The following is an 11,768-nucleotide window of genomic DNA, read 5'->3' as shown; positions in this document are numbered from 1 at the left end:
ACCCGGCCCGGGGAGTACCTCATCGCCTACACCCTGGAGGACTCGGCCGGCAACCGCACCTCCCTCTTTTTGCGGTACCAGTTGAGCCCCGGCGCGGCTGCTGACCTCGCCCCCGACGGCGACTCGCCGGGCGGCGCCGCCCCCTACACCGGGATGGACGACGGCCGCGGCGGCCACGGGGTGGACGGGCACTGCCCCATCCACTGGTTGGCCCTGCTGGGGACCCTTGTCACCCTGCTTTACTGGCTGGGGCGCAAGACCTTCCTGGGCCGGGAGAAACGGGGCCTCACCTTCTGGGATGTGACGCTTCTGGCCCTGATGGGCGGCTGCGCCGTCTCCCTGGCCTTCCTCGCCCGCTGCGGGCTGGACGCGCCCGCCCTCCTCTGCTGGGGCGGGGTGATCTTCATGGCCCTGTGGAACCTCTCGGCTGAAAAGGGAGAGGGGAGCGAGGGGGAAGCCCTTTAGCGATCGCCCCGCCATCCGGCGCGGGTGAGGGGGGGAAGCCTTCCATACAAACATAAGAGCGCCGCCGGGCAGCTGTCACAGGCTGTTCGGCGGCGCTCTTTCGGTGTTACACCTCCCGCTCCCGGGAAAAGACCTCCACAAACCCCTGTGCCGGGGGGGAGAGGGGGCGGTTTTTGGCCCAGACGGCGGCGATCTGGGTGGTGAGGGCCGGGTCGTCGACCTCCCGGCTGCTCACCCGCAGCCCCTGCATGATCTTGAGGGCCGAGCGGGGCACCAGGGCGACCCCCAACCCCGCCCCCACCCACATGAGGGTGGTGCGGGCGTCGTCATTTTTGCAGAGGACGGTGGGGGCAAAGCCCGCCGCCGCGCACTGGCGGGCGATCAGGTCCTCAAACCGGCGGTAGAGGATGAGGGGCAGACCCTTTAGATAGGAGAGGGGGAGCGCCCCCTCCCCCGGCCAGGGGTGGTCGGGGCCGGCCACCGCCACCATCGGCTCGGGGGACAGGTAGCTGCACTGAAACCCCTCGCTCTGAAAGGGGGTGCGGGCCACCGCCACCTCGATGATGCCGGCGCGCAGCAGTTCCAGCAGCTGGTAGGTGTTGCCCTCGTGGAGGGAGAAGTCCACGTCGGGGTAGAGATCGTGAAACTGGCGGATGCGGCTGGAGAGCAGGGCGCTGCCCGAGGAGGAGACGGTGCCCAGCCGCAGGGTGCCCCGCTTGCCCACCGCCAGGTCGGACAGCTCTTTGCGGGCCACCTGCGCCATCTCTAGGATGTTGGCGGCCCGGGGGTAGAACAGCTCGCCCGCGGGGGTGAGGGTCACCTTGCGCGCCCCCCGCTCGAAGAGGGTGAGGGAGAGCTCCTCCTCCAGCAGCTTGAGCTGGTGGCTCAAGGGGGGCTGGGTCATGTGCAGCCGCCGGGCGGCGGCGGAAATGGTGCCCTCCTCCGCCACGGCGACAAAGGCGGACAGCTGTTTTAGCTCCAACGAAACAACCTCCTCACCCCCCGCGCCCAGGCGGGGGAAACCATACGGGATTTGAATGGAAAATATACAAATAAAATCCTTTTCATATAGGTGTGCATTTGTTATTATAGTAACAGTTTGCCGGGAATTTGCAATAGACGGTCCGGCAAAACCCGAAAAAAGTGGGGGAAAACATCTTGCTGAAATTGGTTCGCTATCTAAAGGAATTTCGGAAACAGGTCATCATCGGCCCGCTCTTCAAGCTGACCGAGGCCATCTTCGAGCTGATCGTGCCGCTGCTGATGGCCAAGATCATCGACGACGGGGTGGCCCGGGGCGACCTGCCCTACGTGCTCAAGACCGGCGGGGTGATCGTGCTGCTGGGGCTGGTGGGGCTGGGCTGCGCCCTCATCTGCCAGTACTCGGCCGCCCGGGCCTCCCAGGGGGTGGGCACCCGGCTGCGCCACGACCTCTTTGCCCACGTGGGCACCCTGTCCCACGCCGAGATTGACAAGTTGGGCACCTCGACCCTCATCAACCGCATCATCGGCGACGTCAACCAGCTGCAGGTGGCGGTGGCCATGCTCATCCGCCTGGTGATCAGGGCCCCCTTTCTGGTGATCGGCTCCACCGTCATGGCCATCTGGCTGGACTGGAAGCTGGCCCTCATCTTCCTGGTGGCGGGGCCTTTGGTGGCCCTGGTCCTCTACCAGGTGATGAAGCGGACCATCCCCTTTTACCGCACCATCCAGAAAAAGCTGGACAGAATCGGCCTCATCACCCGTGAAAACCTGGAGGGCGCCCGGGTCATCAAGGCCTTCTCCAAACAGGAACACGAAAACCAGCGCTTCTACGCCGCCAGCGACGACCTGGCCCAGTCCTCGGTGCGGGTGGGGAAGGTGTCCGCCCTCTTAAACCCCCTCACCTCCATCATCGTCAACTTTGCCATCATCGCCATCCTCTGGTTCGGCGGTTTCCGGGTGGACAGCGGCGCCCTGACCCAGGGGCAGATCATCGCCCTGGTCAACTACATGACCCAAATCCTGCTGGCGCTGGTGGTGGTGGCCAACCTGGTGGTCATCTTCACCAAGGCCTCGGCCTCGGCCAGCCGGGTCAACGAGATTTTTGAGACAGAGCCCTCCATCCTCCCCGGCGGGGCGGAGAGCGGCCTTTCGGGGGCTGCCAAGGTGGCCTTTGAAGGGGTGTCCTTTGCTTACAGCACCGGCGAAAACGCCCTGGAGGGGATCGATCTGGCGGTACAGCCGGGGCAGACGGTGGGGATCATCGGCGGCACCGGGGCGGGCAAGTCCACCCTGGTCAACCTGATCCCCCGTTTCTACGACGCCACCGCCGGGCGGGTGCTCATCGACGGGGTGGACGTGCGGGAATACGACACCGCCGCCCTGCGCAAAAAGATCGGCATCGTCCCCCAAAAGTCGGTCCTCTTCACCGGCACGGTGCGGGAAAACCTGTGCTGGGGAAAGCCCGACGCCAGCGACGGGGAGATCGCCCGGGCGCTGGACATCGCCCAGGCGGCCGAGTTTGTGGAAAAGCTGCCCCAGGGGTATGACACCCCCATCTTGCAGGGGGGCAAAAACCTCTCGGGCGGGCAGCGGCAGCGGCTGGCCATCGCCCGCGCCCTGGTGGGGCGGCCGGACATCTTGATTTTGGACGACTCCTCCTCGGCCCTGGACTACCGCACCGACGCGGCCCTGCGCGCCGCCCTGGCGGCCCAGGCGGGGGAGAGCACCGTCTTTGTGGTCTCCCAGCGGGCCAGCGCCATCCGCCACGCCGACGTGATCGCGGTGCTCGACGACGGCCGCCTGGCCGGGGTGGGGAGCCATGAACAGCTGTTGGAGAGCTGCCCGGTCTACCGGGAGATCTGTCTCTCCCAGCTCAGCGAAGAGGAGGTGAGCCGCTGATGGCAAAGATCGGGCAGGAGGACCGCACCCCGGTGCTGGGGCGGATTCTCAAATACCTAAAACCCTACTGGTGGCTGCTGACGCTGGCCCTTCTCTGCGCGGTGGCCACCGTCACCTGCACCCTCACCGGCCCGGTGCTGGTGGGGCGGACGGTGGACATGATCGTCGGCCCCGGGCAGGTGGATTTCACCGGCATCTTGGGGATGGCCGGCTGGCTGGCCGGGGTCTACGCCCTGGGGGCCTTGACCCAGTGGCTGATGACCTACTGCACCAACAAGATCACCTACCACACCGTCAAGGATATCCGGGTGCAGGCCTTTTCCAAGCTCTCCACCGTCCCTCTGCGCTACATCGACGGCCACTCCCACGGCGATCTCATCACCCGGGTGGTGTCGGACATCGATGTGATCTCCGACGGGATGCTCCAGGGCTTTTCCCAGCTCTTCACCGGGGTCATCACCATCCTCGGCACCCTGGCGTTCATGCTCTCCATCAATGTGAAGATCGCCCTGGTGGTGGTGCTCATCACCCCCCTCTCCCTCTTTGTGGCCAGCTTTATCGCCAAGCGCTCCCACAACATGTTCCGGGAGCAGTCGGCGGTGCGGGGCGAGATGGGCGGCTACGTGGAGGAGATGCTGGGCAACCAGAAGATCGTCAAGGCCTTTGGCCGGGAGGCCGCCTCGCAGGAGCGGTTTGACGAGATCAACAGCCGCCTCTACGACTGCGGGGTGAAGGCGCAGTTTTACTCCTCCCTCACCAACCCCTGCACCCGGTTTGTCAACGGGGTGGTCTACGCCGGGGTGGGGATCATCGGCGCGGTGGCGGCCATCAACGGGGCCATCACCGTGGGCCAGATCAGCAGTTTTCTGGCCTACGCCAACCAGTACACCAAGCCCTTCAACGAGATTTCCGGGGTGGTGACCGAGCTGCAGTCGGCCCTGGCCTCGGCCCGGCGGGTCTTTGCGGTGCTCGACGAGCCCAGCGAGTCCCCCGACGCGCTGGAGGCCGCCCGCCCCGCGTCCTGCAAAGGACAGGTGGCGGTGGAGGGGGTCTCCTTTGCCTACGAGGCGAAAAAGCCCCTGATCGAGGACTTCAACTTGCAGGTGGAGCCGGGCCAGCGGGTGGCCATCGTCGGCCCCACCGGCTGCGGCAAAACCACCCTCATCAACCTGCTCATGCGCTTTTACGACGTGGACGAGGGCGCCATCTCGGTGGACGGCAAAGACATCCGCGACTATGCCCGGGGCTCCCTGCGGGCCTGCTACGGGATGGTGCTGCAGGACACCTGGCTCTTCACCGGCACGGTGCGGGAAAATATCGCCTACGCCCGCCCCGACGCCAGCGAGGAAGAGGTGATCGCGGCGGCCAAGGCCGCCCACGCCCACAGCTTCATCAAGCGGCTGCCCCAGGGGTATGACACCGTGATCTCAGAGGAGGGGGGGAGCATCTCCCAGGGGCAAAAGCAGCTGCTCAGCATCGCCCGGGTGATGCTGACCTCGCCCCCGATGCTGATTCTGGACGAGGCCACCTCCAACATCGACACCCGCACCGAGATCCGCATCCAAAAGGCCTTTGACGAGATGATGCGGGGGAAGACCAGCTTCATCGTGGCCCACCGGCTCTCCACCATCAAGGAGGCTGACCGCATCCTGGTGATGCGCGACGGCAAGATCGTGGAGCAGGGAAACCACCAGTACCTGCTGGAAAAGGGCGGCTTTTACGCCGAACTCTACAACAGCCAGTTTGCCGGGGCGGAGGGATAGGCCGCCCACACCGCCCAGGGGGGCGCAGCCGGGCAGGGCTGCGCCCCCCTTTTGCCGCCCTGGAAAAAATTGCCCCTTGCCACTTGCGACTTGTCCCGGGCGAGGGACAGGTGGTACACTGGCCCCAAAGAGATTGTCCAACCAGGTCAAGCGCCGCCGGGTGCGCTCTGGTACGCTGTGAGAGGGGGAGAGAGATGGAGCTGAGCGAACAGACCGCCGCCGTCCAGCGGATGCAGGACTACATCCGCCGCTGGGCGGGGAGGGACGAGTTTTCCCTGGAGGGGCTGTACGCCGCCGCCGGCTATTCCCGCCGGCACGCCGACCGCCTCTTTAAAGAGCTGCTGGGCCAGACCCCGCGGGAGTACCTGCAGGCCGTTTTGCTGACCCAGGGGGCCGCCCGTCTGCGGGACACCCGGGACCCGGTGATCGCCATCGCCCTGGACAGCCGGTTTGCCAGCCACGAGGGGTTTACCCGGGCCTTTGAGAGCCGCTTTTCGGTCGCCCCGTCGCGCTACCGGCGCGCGCCGTCCCCCATCCCCCTGTTCGTACAGTACCCGATCGGGGACTATCAGGCCCTGATCCGACGCAAGGAGGAACGCCAGATGAGCGAAGAGATCAAGATGTGCACCGTCACCGTCCAGGAGAGACCCCGCAGAAAGCTGCTCTACCTCTGCTCGAAAGAGGGGAAGGACTACCTCTCCTTTTGCGAGGAGATGGGCTGCGAGTGGGAGGGGCTGCTCAATAGCATCCCCCAGAAGATGGACACCGCCGCCCTGTTGGAGCTGCCGCCCCAGCTGGTGAAGGAGGGCTGCTCCAACATCGCCGCCGGGGTGGAACTGCCCCTGGACTACTGCGGCGCGGTGCCGGCGGGGTACGTGCTGGCCCAGCTGCCGGCCGGGGCCCTCTTCTACTTTCAGAGCGAGCCCTACGAGCGGGAGGAGGACTTCTGCCTGGCCATCGAGTCGGTGCAGCGGGCGGTGGAGCGCTACCGCCCCGAGCCCTTTGGCTACCGCTTTGCCCCGGAGAGCGGCCCGTCCTTCAACTTCGGCGCCGAGCGGGAGACCGGCGCGCGGCTGGCGGTGCCGGCGGTGAAGCTGTAAAACGAGCATCCCAAAAAAGGGGAGCGGCGCTGGAATGTTCCAGCGCCGCTCCCCTTTTAAAGCCGGCGGGAAATCAGCTGTCTGCCTCTGGCGAGAGGAGGGCGGAAAGGCGCCCCTCCTCCCCGCAGAGGGTGAGGGTGACCCCCTCTTTGACCAGGGTGCCGCCGCCGGGGACCACCGTCTCCCCGGCGCGGAGGATCTCCACAATCGGCACCCCTTTGGGGAGGGGGAGATCGGCCACAAAGCGGGGCGCGCCCCGCAGCAGCGTGTTTGCCGGCAGCTGCACCAGGCGAGCGGCGCTGGTCTCCTGATAGTCGGTAAAGATCCCCAACACCGTGCCGCCGGGGTCCACCAAACCCAGCTTTTTGGCGGCTACCACCAGGGAGAAGACGATGGCCGCCGCCCCCCGCAGCCCGGCGGCGCAGAGGAGGAGCTTCTGCCGCCAGGGCATGCGAAAGGGGGCCAGCAGCAAAAAGACCGCCGCCGGCCGGGCGACGAGGGCCAGAGAGCACCAGGTCCAAAACCAGCTTGGGCTCCACATCGTCGCGGAAGCGGTTCCAGTCGGTCTGGGCGAGGATCCGCCCGGCGCTCTGGACGATGAGGGGGTCCCACACGCCGCCCAAGGCCTGCAAGACGGTCTCGTCCCTCTCCAAGCGCGACTGAAAGAAGAAGGCAAAGAGGGAGGGGTGCTCCTTCATCGGGGCCAGCTTTTCCAGCGCCGCCCGCTCCAACAGCTTAAAAAAGTCGCGCTCCTGGGCGATGGCGGGGGCGCGCAGCCGCTCGCTCACCAGGTTTAGGGCGTACTGGTAGAGATAGAGCCCCAACTTGTTTTCAAAATAGTGAAAGAGGAAGCCCTTGGAGATGCCCGCCCGGGCGGCGATGTCGTCGGTGACGCAGTGGCGGTAGTCCCTCTGGGAAAAGACCTCCATGGCGGCGTTGACAATCTGCATCTGCCGGCTTTTTGGCAGGGCAAAAAATGTGGGGTGCAAGCGGCGTTCTCCCTTCTCGCGCGGCGTCGAACGGCCGGCTTGGCTCCCATTATAGCACGTTGACCGGATGGGACACCCCCCTTTGTCAAATTGGAAACAGGGGGGATTTTGACAAAAAAGCCCGCGCCGGGCGGGAAGCCGCGGCGCGGGCGAGAGAGAGGGGAGGAGGTCGAAGGGCTATTTGTCGAACTCGGGGTTCATGGCGTAGAAGTTGCGGCAGTCCAGGTTGTCCTGCACCACCCGCAGCGCGTCGCCAAAGCGCTGGAAGTGAACCACCTCGCGCTCCCGCAGGAATTTCAGCGGGGCGATGACATCGGGGTCGTCCACCAGGCGCAGCAGGTTGTCGTAGGTGGTGCGGGCCTTCTGCTCGGCGGCCAGGTCCTCAAAGAGGTCGGTGAGGGCGTCGCCCTTGGACTGGAGCACCGCCGTGGTGAAGGGGAAGCCGGCGGCCGCCTGGGGGTAGACGCCGGTGGTGTGGTCCACAAAGTAGGCGTCAAAGCCCGCCTCTTTGATCTCCTCGACGGAGAGGCAGCGGGTCAGCTGGTGGACGATGGCGCCGATCATCTCGGCGTGGGCCAGCTCCTCGGTGCCCACATCGGTGAGGATGCCCTTGCACTCTTTGTAGGGCATGGAGTAGCGCTGGTTGAGGTAGCGCATGCTGGCGGCCAGTTCGCCGTCAGGGCCGCCCAGCTGGGTGATGATGACTTTGGCCATCGCCGGGTTGGGCGTTTTGATCTGCACGGGGAATTGCAGTTTTTTCTCATAAGTCCACATCGGTCAGTCCTCCAAATCCCAGGGCCACGGGTCATCGATCCAGCGCCAGCTGGAAAACTGGTTGCCGGCAGTGGTGAGCGGGCCGAATGCTTGCTCGTAGGCGTCTACCGCCTTTTTGCGCAGGGCCTGCTGGTCGCCGTAGAGGCGCAGCGCGGCGCTGTCGCGGGGATGGGTATCCAGGTAGAGGGCGCACTCCTGAATGACAAAGTCGCTCTCCCGGATGACCTTCATCAGCTTTTCTTTTTCGCTATTCATGGCGGTGGCACCCCTTTCCGGAAAACGGCTTGTCGAGGGCCCCGAAGAGGGTGCCGCGGCAGAGCGCAGTTGAGGGGGTATACAGTTTGGAGAAAGACTGGTCGGGAACATAGCCCATTGCAGGCTGCTGGGGGCATCTGACGCCGGTTCCGCCGGTGCAGCTACCCCCGCAGTCGCCGCCGCAAGAGCCGCAGCCCTTGGCGTGGAGATCGTTTTGGTACATTGCAGTTGTCTCCTTGTCTGTTGAGAGTAGGGAGCGGCTTTCCGCCGTCCCTTTTCACACTATGGCGTTTGCCCGTCCGCCGTTCCGGCCCGATTTGCCGCCGCCGGGCGGGGCGCCGCCTTTTTTTGGCGCAATGGCTGCGAAAGGCGAGAAAATGGTGTATAATGAAAAGCCATGGCGGACAAAAATGTGCGCCGTGGCTTTTGAACAGATACAAAAGAGAGGAGAGGGGAAGATGACTCCCATTTCGGCCAATGCCCCCCTGCCGCTGCAGGGGACTTACAACACCCGCGATCTGGGCGGCTACCCGGCGGGTTCGGGCGCTGTCCGCGCCGGGCGCTTTCTGCGCAGCGACCAGCCCGCCGGGCTGGGAGAGGGGGACCTGGAGGCGCTGTACCGGTACGGGGTGCGCCTCTCCATCGACCTGCGCTCGGGGGAGGAGTGCAGGCGCGCCCCCAGCAGCCTGCGGGGGTACCGGGACATCCGCTGTGAGGAGGTGCCGCTGCTGGACCGCCTCCAATCCAGCTTGGCGGCGGGAAAAACCGCCGGACTGCCCGCGTCCATGGGGGCGCTCTACGTCTCGCTGCTGCGGGACAGCCAGCCCTCCCTGGCTCGGGCCCTCTCGCTGATGGCCGGCTGCCGGGAAGGCTGCGTCCTCTACCACTGCACCGCCGGAAAGGACCGCACCGGCGTCCTCTCCATGCTTCTGCTCTCCCTGGCGGGGGTGGAGGAGGCGGTCATCGTCGCCGATTACGCCGCCAGCGAGGGCAACATGGCCCCCTTCTTTGCGAGACAGCGGGCCGCGCTGGAAAAGTTGGTCCCCGGCGGCATCCCGAAGGGGGCCTTCTCCTCTGCACCGGAAAACATGGAGATGGCCCTGGCGGAACTCCGCCGCCAGGGGGGAGCCGAGGGGTACCTGCGGGCCATCGGCCTCACCGGCGGCGAGATCGCCGCCCTGCGGGAGCGGCTGCTGGCGGAGTAGGGCGGCCCAACTGACCGCGAAGAGAAAAGAGAAGGAGTTGTTGCGAAATGGCGATCGAAGCAGTGCGAGCGTACTTGAGCGTCCTGGGGCGAGAGGGGGAGATTTTGGAGTTCCCGGTTTCCAGCGCCACGGTGGAACTGGCGGCCAAGGCGGTGGGGACCATTCCGGCGCGAATCGCCAAAACCCTGTCCTTTGTCTGGGGGGAGAGCGCCCTGCTTATCGTCGCGGCGGGGGACGCCAAGGTGGACAACCGCCGCTTTAAGGACACCTTTGGCTGTAAAGCCAAGATGCTCGCCCCCGACGCGGTGGAGGCCCTGACCGGCCACGCGGTGGGCGGGGTCTGCCCCTTTGCCCTGGCGAGGGAGGATATTCTGGTCTGTCTGGACGAGTCCCTGCGGCGTTTCGAGACGGTCTTTCCCGCCTGCGGCAGCGCCAATTCGGCCATTGAGCTGGGGTGTGACGACCTCTTTGCCCTGGCAAAAGCCCAAAAGTGGGTGGATGTCTGCAAGGGCTGGCGGCCCGAAGAGGGCTGATGGCGAGGACAAAGGGCCCCGGCGCATTTTGGCGCCGGGGCCCTTTGTGGTTGTGGGACGGATCAGCTGTTTTTCATGACCACCGTCTCGACGATGTCCGCCACGTGTTCGCAGGCGTCGCAGCAGCCCTCCAACTGGTCGTAGAGGGCGCTCCAGGCCAGCAGGGTGGCCGGGTCGGCCGTCCCGGTGTAGAGCGCGCGCACCGCCTGGGTGTAGAGCTGGTCGCCCTCCTCCTCCAGCTCGTTGAGGGCGACGATCTTTTGGTAGAGGGTGGGGGACTTGCGGAAGTGCCGAAACTCCTCCAGGGCCTCTTCCAGGGCCTGGCAGCAGCGGCCGACGAGTTCGCCAAAGCGAACCGCCTGGGGGGGGACGGCGGAGATGTTGTACATGTAGGCGCGCAGGGCGACCTCCTCGATGTTGTCGGTGACGTTGTCGATCTCCTGCGCCAGGGCGGTGATGTCCTCCCGCTCGATGGGGGTGATGAACTCGTGGAGGAGTTTCTCCATCATCTCGTGCTTGACCAGATCGGCTTGGTGCTCCACCTGGTGGAGCGAGGCCAGCTGGTCCTGCAGGGCGTCGGGGTCAAAGTTGGCGAGGATCGCCTGCAGCAGCCCGGCGGCCTCGGTGCAGTGGGTCACCTGGCGGCAGAGCAGTTCAAAGTAGTCGTTTTCTCTCTTGTGGGCCATGGAAAGTCCCTCCTTTTTCGGTAGCGCACAGCGGTGCGGTTAAAAAATCCAGATAAAGAGCTTGGCCATCAGGTAGCCGATGAGGCCGCAGCCGGGGAAGGTGAGCACCCAGGTGAGGATCATCTCCTTGACGACCCCCCAGTTGACCGAGGAGAGCCGTTTGGCGGCCCCCACCCCCATGATGGCGGTGGTCTTGGTGTGGGTGGTGCTCACCGGCACCCCGGTCAGGGAGGAGACGAGCAGACAGCCCGCACCGGCCAGGTCGGCGGCAAAGCCCTGGTATTTTTCCAGCTTGACCATGTCCATCCCCACGGCCTTGATGATCCGCATCCCGCCGATGGAGGTGCCCAGGGCCATCACCAGGGAGCAGAGGATCATCATCCAGAGGGGGATTTGAAAACTCTGGGCGTCCCCCTGTCCGCCGGCCAGAAAGATGCCCAGCATGAAGATGCCCATGAACTTCTGCCCGTCCTGGGCGCCGTGCATAAAGGCCATGGCGGCCCCGCCGCCGATCTGGGCCCAGCGAAAGGGCTCCAGGGTCTTCTGGCGGTCGGCGCGGCGGAAGAGAAACTCGATGGCCTTGGTGCACAGCCACCCCAGGGCAAAGCCCAACAGGGTGGAGAGGACCAGGCCGTAGAGGACCTTGACCCACTCACCGCCGTTGATCCCCCCCAGCCCGCCGTGCAGGGCGATGGCCGCCCCCGAGAGCCCGGCGATGAGGGCGTGGCTCTCGCTGGTGGGGATGCCGAAGGCCCAGGCCGCTGTCGCCCAGGTGACAATGGCAAAGAGGGCGGCGCAGAGGGCGATGAGGGCCTGGTGGGGATCGCCGCCAAAGTCCACCATCTTGTAGATGGTCTGGGCCACGGTGGCGTTGAGGGCGGTCATCACCAGCACCCCTAAGAAGTTGAAGGCGGCCGCCATCCAGATGGCGTGGCGGGGTTTGATGGAGCGGGTGGAGACGCAGGTGGCGATGGCGTTGGGCGCGTCGGTCCAGCCGTTGACCAGAATGACCCCCAGGGTGAGCAGGACGGTGATGAGCAGGGGCGGACTGGTGACGAGCTGCTGCAAAAAGGCAGAGAGGGAGACGGTCATAAAAAAGGCCTCCTTTGGCGGGT

General features: G+C 65.6%; 13 protein-coding genes and 1 pseudogene. 6 read left to right on the top strand and 8 right to left on the bottom strand.

What is annotated here, in order from left to right:
* On the top strand, positions 1-465 hold a 465-nt coding region (locus tag HJY11_RS10445), incomplete at its 5' end, for a hypothetical protein (RefSeq protein ID WP_208075903.1).
* 106 nt (positions 466-571) lie between these two features.
* On the opposite strand, the gene HJY11_RS10440 is transcribed toward HJY11_RS10445, so the two are convergent.
* Positions 572-1,447, bottom strand: coding sequence for a LysR family transcriptional regulator (locus HJY11_RS10440; protein WP_208075902.1), 876 nt, complete (start codon positions 1,445-1,447; stop codon positions 572-574).
* Positions 1,448-1,623: 176 nt separating this feature from the next.
* Between HJY11_RS10440 and HJY11_RS10435 the strand changes: the two genes are divergently transcribed.
* The 3 genes from HJY11_RS10435 to HJY11_RS10425 all read left to right on the top strand — a co-directional run bounded on the left by HJY11_RS10435 (position 1,624) and on the right by HJY11_RS10425 (position 6,211).
* Positions 1,624-3,348: an ABC transporter ATP-binding protein gene (locus HJY11_RS10435; RefSeq protein ID WP_208075901.1), complete on the top strand. Its 1,725-nt coding sequence runs from the start codon at positions 1,624-1,626 to the stop codon at positions 3,346-3,348.
* A complete protein-coding gene (locus HJY11_RS10430; RefSeq protein ID WP_208075900.1) occupies positions 3,348-5,111 on the top strand; it encodes an ABC transporter ATP-binding protein in 1,764 nt (587 codons plus the stop codon). Before HJY11_RS10435 ends, HJY11_RS10430 begins: the two co-directional genes overlap by 1 nt.
* A gap of 194 nt (positions 5,112-5,305) precedes the next feature.
* Positions 5,306-6,211, top strand: coding sequence for a helix-turn-helix transcriptional regulator (locus tag HJY11_RS10425; RefSeq protein WP_208075899.1), 906 nt, complete (start codon positions 5,306-5,308; stop codon positions 6,209-6,211).
* 73 nt (positions 6,212-6,284) lie between these two features.
* Here the strand turns inward: HJY11_RS10425 and HJY11_RS15215 are convergent, their stop codons facing one another.
* The 5 genes and pseudogenes from HJY11_RS15215 to HJY11_RS10405 form a co-directional block, all read right to left on the bottom strand.
* On the bottom strand, positions 6,285-6,752 hold the full coding sequence (locus HJY11_RS15215) for a hypothetical protein (protein WP_243764425.1): 468 nt from the start codon (positions 6,750-6,752) through the stop codon (positions 6,285-6,287).
* Positions 6,753-7,032: 280 nt separating this feature from the next.
* Positions 7,033-7,161 (bottom strand): annotated as a pseudogene (locus tag HJY11_RS15680) (helix-turn-helix domain-containing protein); the annotation flags it as partial.
* A 216-nt stretch (positions 7,162-7,377) separates the two neighbouring features.
* Positions 7,378-7,974 (bottom strand): manganese catalase family protein, encoded by a 597-nt coding sequence (locus HJY11_RS10415; RefSeq protein WP_208075897.1) that lies wholly within the window; start codon positions 7,972-7,974, stop codon positions 7,378-7,380.
* 3 nt (positions 7,975-7,977) lie between these two features.
* Positions 7,978-8,229 (bottom strand): spore coat protein CotJB, encoded by a 252-nt coding sequence (locus HJY11_RS10410; protein WP_208075896.1) that lies wholly within the window; start codon positions 8,227-8,229, stop codon positions 7,978-7,980.
* Positions 8,222-8,452, bottom strand: coding sequence for a spore coat associated protein CotJA (locus tag HJY11_RS10405; RefSeq protein ID WP_208075895.1), 231 nt, complete (start codon positions 8,450-8,452; stop codon positions 8,222-8,224). The genes HJY11_RS10410 and HJY11_RS10405 overlap by 8 nt, the downstream gene beginning before the upstream one ends.
* Positions 8,453-8,687: 235 nt before the next feature.
* Between HJY11_RS10405 and HJY11_RS10400 the strand changes: the two genes are divergently transcribed.
* Together HJY11_RS10400 and HJY11_RS10395 are read left to right on the top strand one after the other, a co-directional pair.
* Positions 8,688-9,434 carry a tyrosine-protein phosphatase gene (locus tag HJY11_RS10400; protein WP_208075894.1) on the top strand — a complete coding sequence of 249 codons (747 nt, stop codon included), beginning with the start codon at positions 8,688-8,690 and terminating at the stop codon, positions 9,432-9,434.
* 47 nt (positions 9,435-9,481) lie between these two features.
* The gene (locus tag HJY11_RS10395; protein ID WP_208075893.1) at positions 9,482-9,967 is read left to right on the top strand and encodes a YbaK/EbsC family protein; all 486 of its coding nucleotides are present in this window, start codon (positions 9,482-9,484) and stop codon (positions 9,965-9,967) included.
* Positions 9,968-10,029: 62 nt separating this feature from the next.
* On the opposite strand, the gene HJY11_RS10390 is transcribed toward HJY11_RS10395, so the two are convergent.
* Positions 10,030-10,653 carry a DUF47 domain-containing protein gene (locus tag HJY11_RS10390; RefSeq protein WP_208075892.1) on the bottom strand — a complete coding sequence of 208 codons (624 nt, stop codon included), beginning with the start codon at positions 10,651-10,653 and terminating at the stop codon, positions 10,030-10,032.
* Between the two features lie 39 nt (positions 10,654-10,692).
* Positions 10,693-11,745, bottom strand: coding sequence for an inorganic phosphate transporter (locus HJY11_RS10385; RefSeq protein WP_208075891.1), 1,053 nt, complete (start codon positions 11,743-11,745; stop codon positions 10,693-10,695).
* Positions 11,746-11,768: the final 23 nt, after the last annotated feature.

Origin of the sequence: Bittarella massiliensis (ex Durand et al. 2017) (assembly GCF_017566145.1) — a bacterium.
In the GTDB taxonomy this organism is placed as follows: domain Bacteria; phylum Bacillota; class Clostridia; order Oscillospirales; family Ruminococcaceae; genus Bittarella; species Bittarella massiliensis_A.
The sequence above is the reverse complement of the archived record's forward strand: the minus strand, read 5'-3'. Positions and strand labels throughout refer to the sequence as shown.